Annotated in this window: 24 protein-coding genes; 10 read left to right on the top strand and 14 right to left on the bottom strand. The window is 52.7% G+C overall.

From position 1 onward, the window contains the following. Positions 1 to 28: 28 nt before the first annotated feature. Together KIH39_RS19105 and KIH39_RS19110 are read right to left on the bottom strand one after the other, a co-directional pair. Positions 29 to 1,447: a hypothetical protein gene (locus KIH39_RS19105; protein WP_213494825.1), complete on the bottom strand. Its 1,419-nt coding sequence runs from the start codon at positions 1,445 to 1,447 to the stop codon at positions 29 to 31. A gap of 80 nt (positions 1,448 to 1,527) precedes the next feature. Then, on the bottom strand, positions 1,528 to 2,238 hold the full coding sequence (locus KIH39_RS19110) for a hypothetical protein (protein ID WP_213494826.1): 711 nt from the start codon (positions 2,236 to 2,238) through the stop codon (positions 1,528 to 1,530). Between the two features lie 98 nt (positions 2,239 to 2,336). Between KIH39_RS19110 and KIH39_RS19115 the strand changes: the two genes are divergently transcribed. The 3 genes from KIH39_RS19115 (at position 2,337) to KIH39_RS19125 (ending at position 4,859) form a co-directional block, all read left to right on the top strand. Continuing rightward, on the top strand, positions 2,337 to 3,302 hold the full coding sequence (locus KIH39_RS19115; protein WP_213494827.1) for a transglutaminase family protein: 966 nt from the start codon (positions 2,337 to 2,339) through the stop codon (positions 3,300 to 3,302). Positions 3,303 to 4,073: 771 nt separating this feature from the next. Next, positions 4,074 to 4,385, top strand: coding sequence for a hypothetical protein (locus KIH39_RS19120; protein ID WP_213494828.1), 312 nt, complete (start codon positions 4,074 to 4,076; stop codon positions 4,383 to 4,385). A 75-nt stretch (positions 4,386 to 4,460) separates the two neighbouring features. Then, positions 4,461 to 4,859: a hypothetical protein gene (locus KIH39_RS19125; RefSeq protein WP_213494829.1), complete on the top strand. Its 399-nt coding sequence runs from the start codon at positions 4,461 to 4,463 to the stop codon at positions 4,857 to 4,859. Positions 4,860 to 5,444: 585 nt separating this feature from the next. Here the strand turns inward: KIH39_RS19125 and trhO are convergent. Both trhO and KIH39_RS19135 read right to left on the bottom strand, forming a co-directional pair. Continuing rightward, positions 5,445 to 7,232, bottom strand: a complete 1,788-nt coding sequence (gene trhO, locus KIH39_RS19130) for an oxygen-dependent tRNA uridine(34) hydroxylase TrhO (protein WP_213494830.1) — start codon at positions 7,230 to 7,232, stop codon at positions 5,445 to 5,447. Between the two features lie 232 nt (positions 7,233 to 7,464). Continuing rightward, positions 7,465 to 7,908: a hypothetical protein gene (locus KIH39_RS19135; RefSeq protein WP_213494831.1), complete on the bottom strand. Its 444-nt coding sequence runs from the start codon at positions 7,906 to 7,908 to the stop codon at positions 7,465 to 7,467. Between KIH39_RS19135 and KIH39_RS19140 the strand changes: the two genes are divergently transcribed. Both KIH39_RS19140 and KIH39_RS19145 read left to right on the top strand, forming a co-directional pair. Further along, positions 7,892 to 8,092, top strand: a complete 201-nt coding sequence (locus KIH39_RS19140) for a hypothetical protein (RefSeq protein ID WP_213494832.1) — start codon at positions 7,892 to 7,894, stop codon at positions 8,090 to 8,092. The two genes, KIH39_RS19135 and KIH39_RS19140, sit on opposite strands and share 17 nt — an antisense overlap. Positions 8,093 to 8,111: 19 nt before the next feature. After that, positions 8,112 to 8,912 (top strand): hypothetical protein, encoded by an 801-nt coding sequence (locus KIH39_RS19145; RefSeq protein ID WP_213494833.1) that lies wholly within the window; start codon positions 8,112 to 8,114, stop codon positions 8,910 to 8,912. On the opposite strand, the gene tsaD is transcribed toward KIH39_RS19145, so the two are convergent. Further along, the gene (gene tsaD / locus KIH39_RS19150; RefSeq protein ID WP_213494834.1) at positions 8,898 to 9,914 is read right to left on the bottom strand and encodes a tRNA (adenosine(37)-N6)-threonylcarbamoyltransferase complex transferase subunit TsaD; all 1,017 of its coding nucleotides are present in this window, start codon (positions 9,912 to 9,914) and stop codon (positions 8,898 to 8,900) included. The two genes, KIH39_RS19145 and tsaD, sit on opposite strands and share 15 nt — an antisense overlap. A gap of 223 nt (positions 9,915 to 10,137) precedes the next feature. On the opposite strand from tsaD, the gene KIH39_RS19155 reads away from it, so the two are divergent. Beyond that, positions 10,138 to 10,557: an aspartyl protease family protein gene (locus KIH39_RS19155; RefSeq protein ID WP_213494835.1), complete on the top strand. Its 420-nt coding sequence runs from the start codon at positions 10,138 to 10,140 to the stop codon at positions 10,555 to 10,557. Between the two features lie 16 nt (positions 10,558 to 10,573). On the opposite strand, the gene KIH39_RS19160 is transcribed toward KIH39_RS19155, so the two are convergent. The 9 genes from KIH39_RS19160 to KIH39_RS19200 form a co-directional block, all read right to left on the bottom strand. Beyond that, positions 10,574 to 11,374 (bottom strand): TatD family hydrolase, encoded by an 801-nt coding sequence (locus KIH39_RS19160; protein WP_213494836.1) that lies wholly within the window; start codon positions 11,372 to 11,374, stop codon positions 10,574 to 10,576. Positions 11,375 to 11,465: 91 nt separating this feature from the next. After that, positions 11,466 to 12,119: a hypothetical protein gene (locus tag KIH39_RS19165; RefSeq protein WP_213494837.1), complete on the bottom strand. Its 654-nt coding sequence runs from the start codon at positions 12,117 to 12,119 to the stop codon at positions 11,466 to 11,468. A gap of 325 nt (positions 12,120 to 12,444) precedes the next feature. Continuing rightward, positions 12,445 to 12,885, bottom strand: a complete 441-nt coding sequence (locus KIH39_RS19170) for a WapI family immunity protein (protein ID WP_213494838.1) — start codon at positions 12,883 to 12,885, stop codon at positions 12,445 to 12,447. 64 nt (positions 12,886 to 12,949) lie between these two features. Further along, positions 12,950 to 13,360 (bottom strand): cyclic-phosphate processing receiver domain-containing protein, encoded by a 411-nt coding sequence (locus KIH39_RS19175; protein ID WP_315852424.1) that lies wholly within the window; start codon positions 13,358 to 13,360, stop codon positions 12,950 to 12,952. 285 nt (positions 13,361 to 13,645) lie between these two features. Continuing rightward, positions 13,646 to 15,292: a hypothetical protein gene (locus KIH39_RS19180; protein ID WP_213494840.1), complete on the bottom strand. Its 1,647-nt coding sequence runs from the start codon at positions 15,290 to 15,292 to the stop codon at positions 13,646 to 13,648. A gap of 167 nt (positions 15,293 to 15,459) precedes the next feature. Next, a complete protein-coding gene (locus KIH39_RS19185; RefSeq protein ID WP_213494841.1) occupies positions 15,460 to 15,723 on the bottom strand; it encodes a hypothetical protein in 264 nt (87 codons plus the stop codon). A gap of 47 nt (positions 15,724 to 15,770) precedes the next feature. Next, on the bottom strand, positions 15,771 to 16,784 hold the full coding sequence (locus KIH39_RS19190) for a glycosyltransferase family 87 protein (RefSeq protein ID WP_213494842.1): 1,014 nt from the start codon (positions 16,782 to 16,784) through the stop codon (positions 15,771 to 15,773). Positions 16,785 to 16,970: 186 nt separating this feature from the next. Beyond that, complete coding sequence (locus KIH39_RS19195) at positions 16,971 to 17,294, bottom strand: hypothetical protein (RefSeq protein WP_213494843.1); 324 nt, start codon at positions 17,292 to 17,294, stop codon at positions 16,971 to 16,973. A gap of 333 nt (positions 17,295 to 17,627) precedes the next feature. After that, complete coding sequence (locus KIH39_RS19200) at positions 17,628 to 18,581, bottom strand: hypothetical protein (RefSeq protein ID WP_213494844.1); 954 nt, start codon at positions 18,579 to 18,581, stop codon at positions 17,628 to 17,630. A gap of 304 nt (positions 18,582 to 18,885) precedes the next feature. On the opposite strand from KIH39_RS19200, the gene KIH39_RS19205 reads away from it, so the two are divergent. From KIH39_RS19205 to KIH39_RS19220, 4 genes are all read left to right on the top strand, one after another. Beyond that, complete coding sequence (locus tag KIH39_RS19205) at positions 18,886 to 19,989, top strand: DUF1559 domain-containing protein (RefSeq protein ID WP_213494845.1); 1,104 nt, start codon at positions 18,886 to 18,888, stop codon at positions 19,987 to 19,989. 18 nt (positions 19,990 to 20,007) lie between these two features. Continuing rightward, positions 20,008 to 20,343: a hypothetical protein gene (locus tag KIH39_RS19210; RefSeq protein WP_213494846.1), complete on the top strand. Its 336-nt coding sequence runs from the start codon at positions 20,008 to 20,010 to the stop codon at positions 20,341 to 20,343. 106 nt (positions 20,344 to 20,449) lie between these two features. Further along, complete coding sequence (locus KIH39_RS19215; protein WP_246539347.1) at positions 20,450 to 20,866, top strand: hypothetical protein; 417 nt, start codon at positions 20,450 to 20,452, stop codon at positions 20,864 to 20,866. Between the two features lie 29 nt (positions 20,867 to 20,895). Next, positions 20,896 to 21,258, top strand: a complete 363-nt coding sequence (locus KIH39_RS19220) for an MmcQ/YjbR family DNA-binding protein (protein ID WP_213494847.1) — start codon at positions 20,896 to 20,898, stop codon at positions 21,256 to 21,258. Positions 21,259 to 21,463: the final 205 nt, after the last annotated feature.

Raw genomic sequence — 21,463 nt, forward strand, 5'->3', positions numbered from 1 at the left:
TCCGTTCATCAGTTTCTGAATTCCGCGTCTACGCCCGGGTCAGATCCTTCAGATCGGCCCGCTTATCCTCGTAAGTCGTGTTGTACGCCAGAACCGCCGGATTGGGGTCTTCCCCCCACTTGGCACAGGCCTGCTTGTAGATCGACGGCCACCAGTTGGTATGTTCGGTCAGTCCGGTCTCTTTCACCTGTTTCCAGTTGCTGACAATCTTGCTCCAGCACTGATCGCCGAAGGCCAAAGCTTCGTGAATGTCCTTGAACTGAGTGATGTACCAGCGCCGGCCAATCGCGGCGTGTAAGACCTCATCGGCCCAATCAAAATCCTGTATCGTCTTCATCAGCGGGATGCCACTCTCGGCCGCCGTTTCAAATTCGTAGCGCTTGCCGGTCTTCGGCATCAGGCCCTGCTCGATGAAATAGAGCACGCCGTGACGTTCCAGAGGCTTGCATTCGGTGTTCAAGCGCAGTGACCAGTTGTGGGTAATGCGGGCCTGGGTCCAATCGACTCCCATGGCCACAAAGCCGACTTCCCCCATCATGGTGTGGCGCGCTTCGTCCCAAAGCTGCCGGCTCATCTCCAGGTAATAACCCCAGGGTTTGCCCGGTGTCTGGATGATGATGCTCGCCATCATCTCCGGCACGTCGATTTCTCGAATCCGCTTGAAGAGCATCATCAGCGCCTTGGGCTTGGCGGGATACTGCTTGTCGTAAAGGAAGGCTTCCGGATTGACGCCCTGATTGTAAAGATCCTGAAAGCGTTCATCGCGTTTAGGTACCGCATCGTAAACGTACGGCGTCTGAGAATACCGCCGTTCACAGGGTTGATCTAGCGCCGGCCGACTGCCGCCGAGCCCCCCGGCGATCTGGAGTAACTCGCTCAGATATTTCGACCAGGGCTCCAGCGTCTGACGAACGCCCGGCTCTTCCAGACAGGCAATGGCTTCCCGCCCGTACTTCAGCATGTCTTGAATTTCGATACCGGCGTATCGGCAGACGCGATTCGAAGGGGCATCGGTCAGCGGGTTGGTCACTTGCATGTAATCCTGCAAGGCCCCCGTCAGCGCGGGTAGAGCGGTTTCGTAAAGACCGAAGAGCAATTCGAATGTTGTGGGGGCACAGAGGATTTCATCGAAGAAAATCTGCAACGCTTCGTGGGGAATATCTTCCAGACCCAACGGCGGTTCGCGCATTTCGCCGACACGGGTTCGCAAGGCCGAAACATGCTCGGCACAGAGATAAGCATGGTAGGAAAAAGCGGTCTTCAGTTCGTAGATCGGCTCGGAGGTGATCTTGGCGGTCAGAATTTCATGGAGCCGTTTGAACGCATAATGAAAGCGTTTCAGCCGGGTCACGCACTCTTCGATTCCCAGCCCGGGCTTCGCCGCTTGTTCCATGGAAGCCAGGCCGGCGAGAGGCGGAAGATTCCGATAGGTTTGATAGGATTTCATCGCAGCTGATCTTTCGACAGGGGAGAGAAATTCAAAGACGTCGTTAAGTTGAATCAGCCTATTCCAAAATCGCCGCCGGGTTAGTGAGCTTTCAGGGACACCTTCAAATCGGGGGAGACCACAATCCCGGAGCGCGGTATCGCATTGTTAGGCTCGGCTACTTCCAGCCAGACGACGAGTTCGTTGACACCCTCGAGAATGTTGTCTTTGGGTATGCTGAATTCAATGTTGGTGGTATCGGCTTTTCGAAGTATCTGCGGATCGACGAAATACATTCGAGTAATCTGGCCCAGTCGAACTCGCAGTACGGGCTGGCGTTCAAAAAATCCGGCTTGCAGTTTGTTCGCCTTCAGATGAAAGGTGCGAAGAGCGCCATCGGGAGAAGGAACTTCTTCCGGTTCGAACAATTCGTAGCTCATGATCTGGCGCGGCTGTTGGGCCCGCATCGGAGCAAAGCCCGGCCCGAATCCAGGTCCCCCTCGGCCGGGCTGAGGAAAGCCGAAGGCCTGCGCCGGGGCAGCGGGATTCGGCTGTTTGCCGTGTCTGCCGAGGGCAATCAGGATGAGAATGACTTTCGCAAACAGAATCGTCCCGATGATGGCGTTGCGAAGGGTGTGATTTTTCGGGGGCTGCTGTTCGTCCTGTTGCGGCTGGTTTTTTTTCGCCGGGGTTCGAGACTTGGTTTTGCTATCGGCGCGCAGCGGAGATTCGCACCGAAAACAGCTCGGTTTACCGTTCGACTCGTAGCTCCAGTCGTTATCCGCTCCGCAGGCCGGGCAAGTAATAAGCATTGTTTCTGGTTCTCAAAATCGAAGAGCTTCTTGGATACTGAAGCCACTTCTGCTAATTATAATCGAAATTCCCCCTGTCAATCCACCTGTAGGTTTTAATGCTCCGAATCGATCATGAAACTCGGTTGAGTTATTCCGAAGCGGTTATCGAGTCGGTCATTGAAGTGCGGATGACTCCGCCTTCTAACGAAGATCAGACTATTTTGGGGCATAAGATCCGCATCTCCCCGAGTGCCGCTCTGACGATCTTCCGGGACGGCTTCGGGAACCAGGCGCAGCTGTTTAGCGTGGTGCCGCCGCACAGTGAGGTTTTAATTCAAGCGGCCACTTGCGTCCGGGTCCATCGTCGCGACCCGCGAAAAATCCTGTCCGGTGCTCCGTGGCCGATCGACCAGAATCTCTCGGTAGAAGCAGTCGAATTTCTTCGCCCCAGCCCGTTAACCGAACCGTGTGATTCACTGCGGGCCTTCGCGGCCGAGTTACCTAAACTTCCCGGCACCCTTTTGGACGCCGTGCAGCTTCTGCTCGATACCGTTCGGGCACGACTAAATTATACCAAGCAGGTGACCGATGCTTCCACACCTGTTTCCAAAGCTCTGGAATTGGGACAGGGGGTCTGCCAGGATTTCTCGCACCTGTTCATCGCCGCAAGCCGGCAGCTCGGCCTGCCCGCCCGCTATGTGAGCGGCTACGTGAACGAACCGGGGGAGATTGCCACGCACGCCTGGTGCCAGATCTGGGCGGGGGCCGGGGTGGGCTGGGTCGATGTCGATCCGACCCGGAAGATTTTCTGCGGCAACGATCATATCCTGACGGCGGTCGGCCGCGATTTCAGCGATGTGCCGCCGAACAAGGGAGTCTGGAAAGGCGCCGGAGCTAAAGAAACGATCTCGGTTCTGGTGAACGTGCAAAAGATCGACCGGGTGCCTACGGAACTGACTGAATTGGCCTCTCCGGCCTGGACCAGCACCAGTGCGGAACAGGTGGGAACCAACAACCGGGCGTTCTTTCATCAGCAGCGCCGGATCATTTATCGCCAGCAGCAGAGCCAGCAGCAGCAGTGAGGCTATCCGCCCCGGGTTTTATTTTGCCCCGGTAGGAAACCCATTTGATTGCCCCGGGTAGGAAACCCGAGGCTCGAATCTGGAACCCCTCCGGGGTTCTAAAAATATTCATGGAAGCCCGGAGGGCTTCCAGAGAACAGACCCGGGTTGACCGCTTCGGTCTACCCGGGGAGAGATTCAATTCGGGAAACCGGGTGCCAAGGCGTAGCCAAGCCGAAATGCATAGTTGAATTCTCTTGGAAATTGACAGAAAAAAACCGTTTCGAGGCGCAAATTGCGATATTCGCAACCGGAACCAATAAGCCGATATAAAGCTGAGCAGATATTCGAATCATCTGAAGCCACGAATCCCAAAATAGATGCTTTGCTATCGGTAACTTTTCACGATCCAGACTACTTGTGGGTCGAATCGAAATGCATACAGATCTACGATAGCTCAGACCTTGAGCTGAAACGTATAGCGATAACATGTCTTGGACACCTTGCAAGGATTCATGGGAGAATATCCCCTAAAGCCGAGGAGATAATCAGAACAAGCCTTTCGAATGATTATCTCAAAGCTTATGCGGAGGATTCACTAGATGATGTGATGATGTTTACGAAAAAAGTTAATCGCGAAGACTGAAATAAAAAGGTTCCAAGGCTTGTGCTAGGTGCCAATGGCTAGGTAATTGGCAGTGCATTCATAAAAAATTGCTCACAAGATAAGCTTGGAAGCACTCCGCGAACTTCATTAGCATCTGGATTATTACAACCAGTAGAGATCAGCATATGATCGCTCAAAGAAGACTCGGGAAATCTGCTTTATTACTGGTTATGAGTTGCGGAATTGGCTACGCTCTTTCTACCGTGGTTGCCAACTTGGAACGCTACCAATTTTACACTGTTCGAAGCATCGTCACTGGTAAAACGTCTATCAATCTTATTGTGGAAGATCCTGGCGATAAAGATGCCTATCTCATGATAGTTACCTTTTTTCTCTCTCTTGGATTCCTACTTTCAATCGGAATTTTAAAGCTCTACTCAAAACTCAGAGTCTGTTCCAAAAGCCGGGATGAACCCTACAAATCCATGAGAAATTAGCCCGAAATAGGGACTTTTGGAACAGACTCTCAGTAAAACATAAAATTGTGGTTTAATCTCCAAGGCTGGTAACTCATGAACTTTCTCTACGAATCCGAATCTGGAACTAGATTAGAAGGACCTTCAATAAGCAACCTTAATGAACTTCTGTCTTTACTCGATGGGAAACGAAATAGCTACGCTTACCTTACTCGTTCGGATGGAAGCTATGTGCAAGTCGGAGGTGGACCAACCGATTTCACTGTCGAGGAACGGGAGATCTTTCCCGACGGCTCATTCAGACATAAAAAGGCAACCTTACCGGGTAATGATAAAAAGGAATGTCGACTAACTATAGGCGGAATGAGCGTCTCCGTGCGAGCAGATCAATTACTCAATCTCGCTTTGGTACAGCAAATCTTCCATACCTTCCGCCATGGAATCAAAACATCCGATTCATTACTTTGGGAAGATATGACAGCAATGTTTCAATAGTGACTTTAATTTCAGACGGGAGCACTGCTTCCGGAGCATAAAATTGAAGCCGGATGAAAAGATCATCCAATTTCTGACATAAAAATATCAAATATTCTTGTCTCAAGGGATTTAATCCGAAGAGATCAAAAAACTAACAAATTTCATTCGTATCATTTTGCCCCGGGTAAAAAACCCGAGGCTCAGTTCTGGAACCCCTCCGGGGTTCTAAAAATATTCATGGAAGCCCGGAGGGCTTCCAGTGGACAGACCCGGGTTGACCGCTTCGGGCTACCCGGGGGAGAAAACCAATTTCATTCGAATCCTAATGCCCCGGGTAAAAAACCCGAGGCTCAAATCTGGAAACCATCCGGGCTTCCAGACAACAGACCCGGGTTGACCGCTTCGGGCTACCCGGGGGGGAACAAATAAACCAATTTCATTCGAATCCTAATGCCCCGGGTAAGAAACCCAGGGCTCAGTTCTGGAACCCCTCCGGGGTTCTAAAAATATTCATGGAAGCCCGGAGGGCTTCCAGAGGACAGACCCGGGTTGACCGCTTCGGTCTACCCGGGTGTAGATTTCGGTCTACCCGGGGGAGGGAAATCACTCCCCCCACCCCGGCGGCGGGGCCTCAAAAGTCACCAGCTTCTGATCCTGGGGATGCGTGAAAGTCAATTTCCACGCGTGTAAACACAACGGCTGATCGTCTCGACCCAGCGTCTGAACTTCTCCCAATTCGCGATTCGGCCGATACATCGGATCGCCCACAATCGGCAGACCCAAATACCAGAGATGCACCCGAATCTGATTGGTCCGGCCCGTATACGGCGTCACCTTCAAAAGCGTCGTGCCATCTTCGAAAGATCGACTCAGTTCAAATTCGGTATGGGCCGGTAGACCATTCTCCTCATCAATAATCCTCGCGCCGCAATGTCCGGTGCTGGTTCCGATTGCGGCCCGGCATTCAAAATGTTTGGCCATCGGCGTTCCCTGCACTCGCGCCAAATAAACCTTCTGCACTTCCCCTCGTTCGAACTGCGGCTGCAAAATCTGGGCAAAACTCGCCTTCCGCGTAAACACGGCCACGCCGGAGGTATTGGCATCCAGCCGATGCGCCGGCCGCGGCTTCTGCGGAGCGTAGACTTCCCGCAAAATCGATTGCAGTGTATTGCGATTGAACCGGCCACTGGGATGCATAGGCAAAGGAACCGGTTTATTCAAAACGATCAATGCCGCATCTTCGTAAAGAATGCCGATATCGCCATTCACTTCCGGTTCGATTTGCAAACGCTCGCAGGTGTAGTACTGTTCGCCGGGATGAACGATCTGCGTTTCCACTACCGGTCGATGCTCGGCATCGACCACATTGCCTGCGGCACAACGCGATTGCCATTCTTCTCTCGGCAGATGGCCCAGTACATCGCAAAGAAATTCGAGGATCTGCCAGCCATCGTGCCGGGCATGGATTTTCAGAGGCCGATAATTATCCTTGGGTACACTTCCCGGCAACGGCGCGGTGACTTGTTTCAACCTTAGCCGATGTTCCGCGAGAGTTAATTCCTGTTGCTCTTGGGGTGTCCTGAAACAATGAGGACAGGAGACCCCTTCGACGTAATGCGGGTCGGCCACCTCCTCGGCCGAGAGTACGCGCTGGCAGACGAAGCAGAGGCCGCGGCCGGTTTCTTCGAGATCGGTCGCCAGACCGACACGCTTATCGAAAACAAAACATTCCCCGTCATAGTGTTCGCTGCCACACTCCTCGAAGTATTTCAGGATGCCGCCGTCAAGTTGATAGACGTGTTGAAAGCCCTGTTGCAGAAGAAAGGGGGCCGCTTTTTCGCAGCGAATTCCACCGGTACAGAAGGTGACCATCGGCTGCTCGGCCGAGGGTCGCGGCAGTTTATCGATGGCCGCGGGAAAATCGCGAAAATGTTGAATACCGATGGGTAGCGCATTGCGGAATGTTCCGAGATGCACTTCGAAATCGTTTCGGGTATCCAACAGCGTCACGGCCCGTCCTTCATCCAGCCAGCGTTTTAATTCCGTCGCGGAAATTCGCGGCGCCGGCTGACGGGCCGGATCGATGCCGGGAACCCCAAAAGCGATAATCTCTTTCTTTATCTTCACCAGCATCCGCGTGAACGGCTGATCTTCGCTTTCACTGATTTTGGGTTCCAGCATTTCCAGACCGGGAACGGAGCGGAGCGAGGCCAACAGCCGGTCGATATCGGCGGCCAGCCCGGCGACAAAGAGATTGATTCCTTCGGTGCTTAAAAGAATGGTTCCTTTAAGTCCCCAGGCCCGGCAATCGGCAATCAGTTGTTGGCGCAGAGTTTTCAGATCCGTCAGCGGAGCGAATTTATAAGCCGATATGTTGATCACTGCTGGCACCGACCAAGTCTCCCATCTACTTCGTTACTCCTAATCAGCGTAGCAAAAGTGGAAAAAATACGTAGAAATTGAACGCGAATGGATAGCTCTTTAAGGGCTTTTTGGTTGCACATCCATTCTTCTCTGCGCTCTCGGCGTGCTCTGCGGTTTCCCGAATTTGTCGATTTAAAATTCAGATATGGAGATTGATTTGCTACCGCTACTCAGAAAAGAGCTGGGCGAAAGCCAGCGCTTACTGAGCGGCACTGGCTTTTTTCAACGCTGCGTCCACAGCTTCCTTTTCGGTTCGACCAAACGCTTCCACCCGCCCCTTGGCCGTGAAGAAGGAGAAGGAGTATTTATCGCCTTGCTGATCGAGTGCAAAGCGGGTTGCCCCGAGTTGGGCGAGTTGCTTGCGCACCAAAGACCAGTCGGGAGCTTCCTCCAGCACTTCCGTCTTCAGTCCGATCCCTAACTCTTCGGGAGTCGGGATGCGGAATTCCCGGCGCGGTTTTTCCTCGGCGGTCTTGGCCCGGGCCGCGGGATTCTGCGCGCCCTTGGTCCCCTTCAGCAAGGGCGGGACATAAGTAGACTGTGCCCGCGCATCGAGCGGCGCTTGTCCCGTCGGATGCTGCGACAGTAAACCGGGGGAGTAAGGATAGCCAGGTATTTGTTGGAGAATGGGCGGACCGCCCACGTCTGGTCCACAAGGGACGCCCGGCGTTCACCCCGAGGCGGAAGCACGTTCCGCCACTCCGGCCAGACAGGCCAAAACACCTGCGATGACGATGATCTTCCGCAAAGCATCCATGCTGAAGCGGATTTCCTCTTCAAAAGAATTGGGCGAGTTCCGTAAGAAGAACAGTAATCCAACTTTGTAAATTCAACAAGAGCAAGCTCATGAGCCTCTCTTCGGATGCACCAGCGGAATCTTCCCAGGATACGCAGCTTCTCGAAAGTCTCTATGAGATCAGTCGAGATAACGGGCAGATCACATTTCTGCCGTTACCTGCCGCGCGAAAGATGTTTCGGATCATCCAATATATCACGCTCGGATTTCTCATTGTGACGCTGGGCTGTCTGGTCGCCTATCAGCTCACGGGAATAGTATTGTTCGCCGTGACTGCAGGTATGTTCGGTTTCTTCGGAGTGTCACTCTTCTGGGTATCTCTGCAGGGTTCGCGAAATGCCCATAAGCCCTTGATCCTGGATTCTGACGGGTCGATCTACTTCGGTTCGAAACTCTGGGTCGCTGCCAGGGAGTGCAGAGCGATTCGATTCTGGATGTCGGAGCAAAGCGGTGAAGCGGGAACCCATCTCGTACCGAATCTGAAATTGGAACTGGTCGAAAATCGCTTCAAAGAGCTGCCCTGGCCCTGTTTTGTTTCCACTAACAGCGAACATTGTCGGGTACTGGCAGAAAGGTTATCGCGCGAATTGAAAGTGCCCGTCAGTCACATTGCAGCGCCAGCGGTTCAATCCCGGAAATCCCGTCGCTGGACGGTATTTATTTTACTCCTGATTGGTGTGCCCCATTTTTTGATCGGACTGTTTACCGTTTTAAATCAGGGGCAGGGCTGGGAATTCGGACTCCTATTTATCGGCAGCGGTATGTTCCTGTTATATTTGGCTAACTTTTTAATTCGGAAGAAACGAAAATCCGACGAGGAAACATTTCAGCATCCCTCAAACACCTATTGAGTTCGGTTCCGCATCCAGATCGAGATCCGCGAAGCGTCCGAGCTTATACTTTTCGACCGCCAGGCAGGCCATCGCCGCGTTGTCGGTGCAGAGGTTCATCGGGGGAATGAATAACTCGTAGCCTCGTTTCGCACACATTTTTTCCAGCCCGGCCCGCAACGTTTTATTGGCAGTCACTCCGCCGCCCACGGCCAAACGTTTAAGGCCGGTTTGCCGCAACGCTTTATCGCATTTGGAAACCAGCACATCCACGACCGCTGTCTGAAAGCTGGCCGCCAGATCGGCCCGCCGTGCGCCCGGACCGGGAAATGGCCCTTTAGCATTGCCCACCCCATGCAGGGCATAGAGCACGGCCGTTTTCAGACCGCTAAAGCTGAAGTCGAGCGAATCGTCGTGAATGAAAGATCGTGGAAAAGCATGCGCCTGCGGATTGCCCAACGCGGCCTCTTTTTCGAGCGCCGGACCTCCGGGGAAACCCAGTCCGAGAATCGCGGCGACTTTATCGAAGGCTTCGCCGGCCGCATCGTCGCGCGTGCCGCCGATGAGTTCGAATTCCAGAGCCGACTTGCAGTGAAAGAGTGAAGTGTGTCCGCCGGAAACCACTAAACCGACACACGGGAAAATATCTCGCGCGGCCGCGACCCGGCAAGCAAAAATGTGCGAGGAAACGTGATTGACCGATATCAACGGCAGGTTCAGAGCGAGGGAAAGCGACTTGGCCGCCGTCACTCCGATCAGTAGTGCCCCCACTAAACCGGGCGTGTTATGCACGGCGATACAATTGATATCCGAAAGTGTGACATTCGCCTGCTTCAGGGCTTCCTCGATCATCGGCAGGATGTTGCGAAGATGAGCCCGCGCGGCGATTTCGGGGACCACGCCGCCGAAGTGAGCGTGCAGGTCGGTCTGCGAAGCGACCACGTTGGAAAGGATGGTCAGGTCATCGCGAAACACGGCCGCCGAGGTTTCGTCGCAGGAAGTTTCGAGAGCAAGAAAGAGCATGGTTGCCAATTATCCGGAATCGATACCGCCGAGTCGGGTATCGAAATTGCTGTAAAGGATCTCATTCTATTGGGATTTTGCGTTTTGAAAGATGGGAGCATTCCGAGATCGCCTTACGGCTTATTTCTGGTGAACTGCGAAAAGTCCGGACTGAATTCCGATCTGAAAATCGCAATCTAACGATATAATTTTAATATTCACTCGCCGATTTCCCGAGCTAATCATGGCCAAAATCACGGTCGAAGCCAAGCTGGAAAATATCAGCGATGTGTTCGAAGTTCTCAACGGTACTCGAAAAGCCGCCGAGGTCCGGACCATTGAAGTCAAAAATGCGTTGGTAGACACAGGAGCCACCGGTTTACTCGCGCCGAAGCATATCATCGAATCGCTCGGATTGAAAATGTTTCGCGCCCGGCAGGGTCGCGGAATTGGCGGTCCGATCAAGATTGATATGTATGGAACCGTGCGTCTGACAATTCAGGGCCGGGATTGCAATGTCGATGTCGGCGAGATCGACGATAATCTGCCGGTTATTGTCGGCCAGATTCCTTTGGAACTCCTCGATTGGGTGATCGACATGCGCGAACAGAAATTGGTGGGGAATCCGGAGCACGGCGGTGAGCACATGATTGATGTGCTCTGATTTTTTAAATAATTAACTATTCCTTCCAGTTGTTCGACTGCCGCCAGAATTCGAGCGGGTTATCGAACACCACTTTCTTGATCACTTCCGCCGAGTGTCCCCGACGTTTCATTTCCTGAATCAATTCCGGCACGGCCAGCGGATCCGATTTGCCCCAGTCACCCGCCGAGTTGACCATAATGCGATCCGTACCGTACCGTTCGAGAATATCCACGGCCCGGGCCGGCGTGCACTTGGTCGTGGGGTACAAAGTCATGCCGCACCAGAATCCGCCGTCGAGGGCCAGTTTTACCGTGTGTTCCTCGACGTGATCGACGCAGACGCGCTGCGGCGTGATCCGCTTATCGTTTTGCAGCATATCGATGATCATCCGCGTCCCCTTATATTTATCTTCGAGGTGCGGCGTGTGAATCAGAATCAGTTCATTGGTTTTCGCAGCCAGATCGAGATGTTCCTGAAACACGATGGCTTCGTTGGGGGTGTTTTTGTTCAGGCCGATTTCGCCGACGCCGAGGACGTTGGGCTTTTTCAGAAATTCGGGAATCAGGGCAATGACATCCCGGGCCAGGGAGACGTTTTCCGCTTCCTTGGCGTTGATGCAGAGCCAGCAGTAGTGCTTGATATGGAACTGGGCGGCCCGTTTGGGTTCGGTATCGGTGAGGGAGCGGAAATAGTCGTGAAAACCGGAGGCAGTCCCGCGGTCGAATCCGGCCCAGAAGGCCGGTTCGCTGATGGCGTAGCACTGAGCGTAGGCCATGCGCTGGTAGTCGTCCGTGGTCCGCGAGATCATGTGAATATGGGGGTCGATGAATTGCATGGTGTCGTATCTCCTTATTAATAATAGACTTGCGGTTTGGCCGTCACGAATTCTGTCCCGAGATCGATCCTCGTTTCCACTATCGTTGCCATCACTCGGCCCGCGTCAACGCGCAACCGTAGGCGTCAAACGGTATTTTCGTGATCTCTGGCGAGAAGAACCAGTTCACGATGGCGTCGTGTGCTGGACACGGTAGTTCCCAAAAGGCGTTCGATAGCTTGTTTCGGGGTAAGCTTCCGACGTTGTCCTCGAAGTAAGCAAGTACGGCCGCTGGGCTTTTCGCAATCTGCCTCAGATACGGCATGACGTCGAACCCCATCCGCGCGATCGCACACATCCAGTCGTCGAGCCGGTGGTAATCCCCGGATTCGATAACCGAACAGATCACGGCTTCAAGGTACTGGTTCAACGCGGAACGCTGAGTGTCGGTCCAAGAATCGGGATCAGCGCTCCGTATCGCTCGGCCCGTTACTTCGGGGTTCGGCCACCACGACGAGTCAGTCGCCGTTATCTCTAAAATGCGCGGCAGGAAGTATAGGTAGTCTGCAACCTCCCCGACGGTCAGGAACGCGGATGAGGCGTATGACGCCAGTTCCTGCGGGGTGATGGCCCGAAGGCTCTTCGCCAGTAGGACATGGATCTCCTTCTTATCGATGCAGCAGGGGCAGCCGTCGATGTGTCGCGGCCTCGGGTTTTTCGCGAACGCCCGGTAAAGCTGCTCAATGGTATTTTGGACAGTCTGCATGACTTCCCCCGGGCGAGGTTGAGGGCACCAGCAAGCACAGCGACAACAAGTGATGCAGACGAGAACGCTGGCACACCGGAGGCCTGTCGCGAATAGTCACGAATTAGTCACGAGTTCTGTGGAAAGGGTGGAAAAAATGGCCAATCCGCCCCGTTCCAGTTTCGCCACGATCTGACGTAACCCCTTTTCAGGAAGGACGTTTAGTTCCCGTTCTAGTGACATAATTCGTGCGGGTCGATGTAGTGCATGATTGCGACTCTGGGTATCAAATTTCCTGCTCGGCGGACGAAGCTCCGAAGGTATCGCTTCCGCACAGTCTATCTTATCAGGAAGCCTGGCCGAGCACAGGAAAGTGCGCGATTGCTTCGCGGAGTTGAGAGAGGAGAAGTGGCAGGAAGGTTTGATCGAGACGAAGCTGGAACTTCAAAGTGTTGCCCACACCCGGTTCGTCTTGTAATTCACATTCGAATGTCATGTGACCCTTACCATCACCCACAACGCGGATTGACAACCAACCTTCCATGGTCGCGAACTCAGCAGTTCCCCGCAGAATTTTTTCCAGATTGGAAAGTCGGTCGTAAAAGCGGACTAGTTCGTCGGCACGAAGATCACCATAAGCCCGACCGTGAAAGCCGCCTGCTACCACTTCGACTTGAGAGCGTATCCAGTTTCCATCCCAGTAATCCTGGCATGCGGGATGTGAACGGTCGAACAACGCTATTGCCAGGAATTCGGAGTCTGGTCGGCCGATGTGGATTGTGCACATAGTTTTGAAACCTTCGATCCTGAGCGAGCTGACTGCACATAACAATCCGACTTCGGAAAAATGGTTACTTGGGGGCATTTTTTTGGAGTACTCGGCGGACTATCCTGCGCCAATCTTGTTCAATCCAATCATCTCCGATCGCCGGAACACGGTAGTGTTTCCAGCCTGCTAATTCAAATTCTCCCATCATCCAGCTCGAACGCTCCAGGTTACTTGTGTGAACAAGGATGGGGCAGATAGGAGGAAGCGTCGCAAGATATTTGGTTACATCCCATCCTGTTCCCGGATCTTCCAAGCTATCTCGAAGAGGTTCTAGATCATGATCGAGAGAAATTAGAATCGCCAAGGGCAACAACGATTCCACCTCACGTATCATTGACCACGCATCACGCCACACGTGCAGATGTAATTGAGGGTTCAGTCCCTTTAGGACAGTACTAAATCTGATGATCCTGTCTGCATTATCCTCCAACATTAGCAGCACGAATATCTCCTTTTACCGAAGAGCCAGTTGCTAGTGTCTCCGCCATTGCCACGAGTTTCAACCTTCCAGAACGCTTGAATCAATCCAGAAATAGGCCGTCTTTCCTACGGAGCTTACCATGGATTGCAAGCGCAAATGGCCTGGACATCGACGCCTCGTCGAATCAAAAAATCCCGGAAAAATGGAATTTTTTTAAGCCGCCTGGCTGTCTTCAGATCTTCGTTCCCGAGCCAATGGGCTAGCCGTTGGCCAAGGGGGTGATCCGTCGAACAGGAATTATTTCGACGGTGCAATACGTTCGAGCTGGTTGAGAAAATTGCGTAGGGCAGCATCGGCAACAGGCTCGTATCGATCAACGGAATCGGGATGTCGCACCCAAGTTGCTTTGATTTCGGGCTGCTGCGCAATTTCGTATCGACTATAGCCATCCCCCAAGAGGAACAGCTCGCGAACGCACAGATCATATTTTTCGAGACCAAAACCCGCTAGATAGGCCAAAAGCGTTCGAGGGCCTCGATAGTCGGGCCGCAGTTTAGCGTAGTGGGCATAGAGAGGCTTTAAATCGTCCCAATACGTTGGATCCTCCTCTTGCAAACGCTTTAAAGCGATTCCTCGCGGATACCCCTTTAGACCGCCAAGCATATTTTGTGCTTCGATCATTAGTAAAGGTAGTAAAAGTACGTCGTCCCAAGTACGCATGCATTGACGCGCAAATGCACGAACTTCTGCTTCAGAGCCATGCCATTGAGGCTTCAGATAACCCAACTTGTAATAACAGGCTTCATAGATAGCTGAGGAGTTATCAGAATCCAGAACCCTCTTAAACCATAATTCCATTTCTTCTCGAGGCAATCCCTGTCCCATACAGACACGGATCATGAGTGCTGCCGCCAGGGAAAGATTCTGATCCTGCGACCAGGCTTTCCGAAGACACAATTCCGCTTCATTCAAGTGTTCTTGAAATTTTTCAAACTGTTTATCGGTCGTTTCCGAAGCAGGTTTACTCCCTCGGAATTTCCAGGCAATCTCGATAAGAAAAATACCCTTTATACATGCAAGCGCAGTAGTAGCCTTGGGGATATCGCTAAGAACAGCCTCTACATCCGCTGTTGCATCCAGAGTTTTCTTTCCAGCATCTGTATAAAGCTGTATGACTTCCCTTGTATATTGGATTCCCGTACTCATTGGCAGATTTGGTTCCCGCCACAACAAAGGAAGACAATCGCGCTGTTCATCAATTAATTTGGTGTTGTATTCGAATTTGGGTTTCAACTTGGCCAGATCCAATTCGATATTCAGCAATCGCATTTTCGCTCCGAATTGCCAGCTCAACGGATACGAGGCCGTAGCCATTTTTTTGACGGCCTCCTGAGCAAAAGGGTAGGCTTTTTCGGGGAAATATTCACCCATGAATTTAGGAAGAAGCGACAGGAGATGAAAGATAATAGCATCACGACAACCTTTTTCGTAGGCGGCCTTCGCGAACAAGTAGGAGTCTTGAAAATGATCGGTTCTTGCCCCTTCGAGCCGAACCATCGCAAGTATTAGAGAACGCATCGACTTTATCGTTAAATCATCCCAAGCCGGATCGCGATGCCCGCTTTTTTTATATGTCTCAATCAAGGTCTCTTCGTAATACTTCTTCATCATCAAAGCGTTTTGATTTTGAGCCTTCAAATTTCTCTTCAGCGGATATTTCTCAGCCATTTCGTTTTCGACTTCATCCGGACCCGGAACCGCGTCCGTCCAGTCGATGGTTTCGTTCTCTCGAAACCTCTGAAGTGCGGGCGAATTGATCAATTCGACAATGGTTTTTTGTTTCTGAACCGTCGCATCCGCGATTGCGGGAGGTGCACCCGTTTTGGAACAACCCGCTGAAACTAAAATTGCGAGCGCAAGGGAGATCCTAATTTTTGAGAACATTTTGATGAGCCTCGGCGATTCAGAAAAGATACGCCATTCTCGCGAGGCGATGCGGATGTTGCAAGCTCAATTTTCAGGAATATTGGCCCTTCATCAGCTCCGTTCTCATTTATCCAAGAGTAGTAGGCGGTTGCCAATGGTACTGCCATTGGCGAGAGATTTATCCTTCAAAAACACCGATTTTCTTGTGAAATATGGCATTTTACCGATTGAGAACTCGATGCGTCGAATGCACCAATGGCATAGCCATCGGCACCCGGCTTCAACATGGTCGCTTGCACCCGGGCGATTTCGTCTTCTGACAGAGGGCCGTTTTCAGATACTTCTGTTCCTGATGTCACAATCAGCCGAATGCCTTCCGGCAGGTTGATCGGTTGCTCCCCTTCCACACGCCCGTTACGGATAACGCCTTTCAACAATATTGAGGTCATGCTCCCCGAATCCTACGCCTATTATCTATTCCCCAGAGCCCAAGATCCTAAACATCGGACAAACTCGACTCCGGTGGCCGAGGCCCGTCGCGCGGTTCAGTGGGCTCGAGGTTGGAGTGCCGGTCTTCATCCTCCGAAGTCAGCCAAGCGGCGATCAGCAACATCGATCGACCGATGACTTGAATCCAAAGCTCGATCGAGGAGCCCGTGGCCATACTAGGCAATGCTCGAAGAACTATGTAAAGGAACGCGAGCCGAAGCGCCAGGCGCTGATTACCGTTGGATCGCTCGGAGTCCATCGACGTGCGAGATACAATCCAAATCACCACCGGTAACAACGAAACATCGTATTGGAACCAGGCGTGCGTGTAAGTAAGCATCGCCTGCGTCAAAGCCATGGCTACTCCCAGATCGGGATTGTTCGCCCGGCTGCGAACGAGTGCAACCGGAATTAACATGGCAAAAAATAAGACCATGCCGATTTTGGAATTTAACCCCAGCACTCCGGGTATAGACCCGCACAGAGCCGAGAATTGTCCCGCCTCCGCGGCCTTCTCCGTCCAAGTCCAGGGCCAGACCCCGATCAACGCGAACATCAGGAAGGTTGTAGCCAGCGCGGCCAAGGCAGCGATCATAAAACGTTTAAGTGACCACGTGATCGCGACAGCACTGATCAGGAAAAAAAAGGGCCGGATTAAGCAGGCCGCACACAAGCCCACGCCGCACAGCACCGGCCGGGAATCGCGCGCCAGAGCCCAGAGCATGACTGCTAAAAAAGCAATTATGCCAACCGGTTGACCCCAATCGAGACCTTGCCAGATGGGTGCCCAGAGAACGGTCAGACCGCCTAAAGCGGAAAATCGCCAGCTGCGATAACCGAACAGTTTGCCCGCCCAATTCCAGGCTATAGCCAGGACGAACAACTGCACACCCTGTTGGACTCGCCAACTCAAATAGAAGGAGAGATAGGAAAACGGGACAGTGAGCAACACTGCCAGAGGCGGATGCGGGTTGTAGGCCACGATATTGCCCGGACCATCAAACCCGCTGGTTCGGCGCATTTCGTGTAAATCTTGGTACGGATCTTCCCCCTTCAGCCAAGCCTGGGCGGAGCAATAATCCTGGATGTAATCTTCAGCTTGCCCAACCGAATTCCTTAAGGGAAATAGGGAAATGAACCCTAACAACGCGGTGGTTAGTAGGACTCTCAAGACAACTTGACGGGACATCGATATAGCCAAAGTGGCCTATTGTGCTTTCTGCGGGCGTATCACCATTATCGTCAGAAAGGCCGAAGCGAAAAAGACCAGAATACCCAACAACATCGCGGCCTCCTCGGCATACTGCGGCGGTTGACCCTCCCGAGTAAAGATCTTCTCCCAGCGCGGCCACATGACGTAGATCAACCGCCCGTAAACCGCGGTAATCATCGTAGCGACGATAATCGTCACAAATCCCAAGCCCAGTCGCGGATCCGTCTCCCGACGAAGATTTTTGCGGCGGCAGGTACCACAGCGGTCATCCTGGTCGCTGATCAACGCGGAACAATAAGCGCAGTAGACTTGAGACATAGGCGTTCTCATAAAAATGAATTCCATTACATTTTATGAGCTCTTCAGGTTAATAGAAGAGGGGCCAGTGGTTCAAATCGAATCCACTCTGATTCCGCAACGTTAAGGTATAGCTCCCTTTGATTCATTAAGTTTAGAAACCGATGCTTCAAAAAAGTCGGTGGAAAAGACAATTCCGGGAGGAGATTAATTTCTGGCCAGCAATATTTAAGACGCATTGAAGAGAAGAAGCTGTGAGAAATCTCCCCTAACCGGGGCCGGAAGTACTGCACCGCAGAATCCGGCGCAGTACCTATTGAGAGGGAAATTGATCGAAGAACAATCGCCGGATTCTTACTTTCGATTCTTCACAGCGTTGTAGAGTTCGCGGAGCATCTCTTTCATCTCGGCCAATTCCTTCTTCATCTGCTTCAGTTCGCTGGCTGAGACGGAACTACTGGTGCTTGAGGAACCGGAAGAACTGCTGGTGCTCGAGGAACTCGAACCGCTGTTACCGGTTGTGCTGGATGAACTGGAAGTGCGCGGCATCGGGGCCGTTTCAGGACCGCGATTTCGACGATCCCCGTCCGGTCCGGCTCCGGGTGCACCTCTCGGACCGAATCCTCCGAAACCTCGGCCACCCGGACCGCCTTTGGGTTCAAAATCTCGCTTGGGCTCAAACCCGTCCGGTCCGCCGGGGCCTCTTCGACCACCGGGGCCACCCATACCTCCCGGGCCAAACGCCTCTCGTCCTCCAAATCCACTACCTCCTGGACCACCTGGGCCACGGCCGGCACCCGGACCACCCGGGCCACCAAACGCCGGACGCTCCGATTTCGGTTCCAAAGGCGGTTCGTGACTGTCGCCGAGCAGACTCAGAATATTAGGGGTTTTCGGTGCGGGCCGACCTTCCAGTTCGGCTAATTGCTTTCGAGCGTCCAGAAACTTGGTGACCGCGGCACGAGCCTGATCGGCCAGATCGCGAACCAGTTTCCGAGTCTGTTCGATTTTTTCGAGATTCTTTCGGGAAACTAACTCTTTATCCCGTTCCAACTTCAATTTCGCTGCTAAAAGCTGCTCTTCCAATCGGCGAATATGCTCTTCGTCCTTGCGGATGTCGCCGGGCTCTTCCTTAAATTTCCCTTTTTCCTTGCCCTCTTTCTTCTCGCGATCGGGCCGGCCTTCTTTACCGGGCCGGTCCTGGGCCTGAGACACCATCGGAATCATCACGACCCCACCGAGAGCAACGAGCAGGCAAAAACTTCGCAACCAAAGCCGACTACAACCCATACGAACCAGCGTTCCCATAAATCCTCCAGCGAACAGAACAAGGAGAGGCGAAGCGATGCAACATCGCTCCTAACCTTGATAGTCACGAACATAAAGGAAAAAGGGATGAGAGATTTGGAGGGTTTATGGGCTCCCAAACTCTCATAGTTCATTAAGAAGTCTCTCCCACTGCTTAAAATGTGAAAATTATATTGTGAATTTATAAATTCCTCTTGACCGAGAAATTAAAACGGCGCAATAATTACTCTCAAGTGCCCGATTCGTCAAATACACATTTGAATATTTGGCACCAAATTTATTCTCGTTCTCTCCCGAGGAAAACATGTTTACTCCCTTCCGTAGGAATGGGTTGCCCCGTCGTGGGTTCACCCTGATCGAACTACTCGTAGTTATTGCCATCATCGCAATCCTGATCGGATTACTGTTGCCGGCCGTGCAAAAGGTTCGTGAAGCCGCGGCTCGCATGAAGTGCTCGAACAATCTGAAGCAGATGGGTCTGGCCATCCACAACTTCCACGACGCGACCGGAAAATTGCCGGCGAATCAGCAACAGGTCGGCTGGAACGTCTGGGAATCCTTGAGTGCCAGTTACGCCATCCTGCCGTTCCTGGAACAGGGCAACCTGTTTAGCTCGATCGTGCTGCCTTCGAATGTGCCTCAACCCGGGCGTTCCTGTTATGGCTGCGGCGACTCAGGCGTTTTTGGCAACGTTTACAACAATCAGATGAACGTCTCGTTGTCCAGTTTCATTTGCCCCTCCTCGACCTCGGCTCCCAAGCGCGGCACCAACCAGAACGGCTGGGATGGCCCCGGTTCCAACTATGGCTGGAGCGTGGGTAGCCGAATTTATGTGATGTGGGACGGTAACGGCACCCAAGGCACCAGCAACTCGAACGGGATGGTCACTCAACTCGAACAGCGTTCCTTCTCGGATGTGACCGACGGCCTTTCGAACACCTTGCTGGCCTCCGAATTGCTCCCCGGTTCAAACGCTCCTGAAACAGGCGGCCCGGGTAAATATCCTTATGACTTCTTCTATGCCGGAGATAGTCTATTTAACGCAGTGGTGAATCCCGATTTCCCCACCCAAGCCGAACTCGATGCTATTGGTTCCGCGGCGATGAACAGTCCCCAAGGTGTGAAATCGAATAATGGTACCATGCCGCTATGGTATGCCTCAGGTCACTCCTGCTTGAATACTTCGGCTCCGCCGAACTGGAAATGGCCCACGGCTGGGGGCAGCTGCTGCCCCGGGGGGGCTCACGACTGGACGAACGGCATCGTACCTCCGCGGAGTTTACACACGGGCGGCGTCAATGCGCTGTTGGGCGATGGTTCCGTGCGGTTCATCCAAAATAGCGTCGATATTCTGACTTTCCAAAGATTAGGAAATGCTCGCGATGGGCAACCTCTGGGCAATTACTAATCAATAGGAGCGGATTCGATGCGGATAGATAGAGTTCTCGTCGGCCTGGTCCTCAGCACGGGACTGGTCGTCGGGTGTAAACCTCCTGCCCCGGAAACGATTATCGAGGTCAAAAATGTCGATCCCTGGGCCCAGGTGAAGGCGACCTTGGTGAATTACATCAAGGGAAAACCGGTTTCCAGTGAAGTGACGACTTACGATGCGATGATCGATAACATTCGAAAAATTGATTCCGCCAAGGCGGATATCCTGAAGGCCGGGCTGGATGAAATCAAGAAAAGTAAAGGCAGTCCGGTATCTAAAGCCCGGGAGCTGATGAAGAAGCTGGATCTCTCCGATCCCAGTGTGAAATAATCAGTGGGAAGATCCAGTCAAGAATTCATTTCAGCGGTCGGCATTCAGGCTCAAACCTGAACGGCGACCGCTGATTTTCTTTCAAGAACTTTGCCCGGATGGAATCATGTTAAAACGCGTTTTCCTAGCACTTTTGCTGTTGCTGAATAGTTTCTTACTTGTCGGCTGCGGGGAAAACCCGGGCCCGCAAACGGAAGTGGAAGGCTCGCTGACTTACGATGGTACGCCAGTAGCCTCGGGTATCATTTCGTTTATCAGCCTCGACTCGGAAGCGCCGCGAAGTTACGGGGCTCCCATCGAGAACGGCACCTACCACGTCTTGCGGGAAACCGGAATTCCGCCCGGTAAGTATCGTGTGGAAATTCACTGGGCTCGACCGACGGGAGAAAAACGGGAGGCGACCTACGGCAAATCCCCGGATGTGATCGCGGAAGCATTGCCGGATAAATATCACAAAGAATCCATCCTCACGGCTGAGTTGGTGGCCGGTGCGAATACTGTGGATTTTCTGCTCGAAAAATAATGGCCCATCGCCTTCCAATAAGGGTGCTTGTGATCGAAGCCAAATATTCCGAGTATCTGGATAAGGTTCGCAAAATCTGCTTTGCCCTACCCGAGGTGAAGGAAGTAGAGGCCTGGGGGCATCCCACTTTTCGCGCTCCCAAAAAGCTATTTGCGGCCTTTGGAGTGGATGAAATCGAAGGACCGAATCTCGGCTTGAAAATGAGTTTCGAGCGACAGGAGCAACTGCTCGAAGATCCCCGCTTCTACCCCACACCCTACGCCGCCCACCAGGGTTGGGTTTCTCTGCGGCTGAAATCCGTGAAGCGTTGGCAGGAAGTGAAAGCCCTATTGATTGAAGCCTACTGCCAGGTGGCTTCCAAGAAGTTAATTGAAGCGCTTGACGCAGATTAACAAATTTTCCTGTTCGATGCATTTGCTTCGCTTGCCACAAACCCTGCAAATTCCATTTCCGCAAGTTGGGTAAAGTAGGACGCCCAGTTGTCTACCCTTTAATCTCCGGCCAATCTGCCGGGCTTGACGCGATATGCCAGTCGGTTATAAACGATTTTGAAATTTCTACTCAAGCGCGGGCGAGTTCCGTATTTTGCGTGCATTC

This window comes from Telmatocola sphagniphila, assembly GCF_018398935.1.
Lineage (GTDB): Bacteria > Planctomycetota > Planctomycetia > Gemmatales > Gemmataceae > Telmatocola > Telmatocola sphagniphila.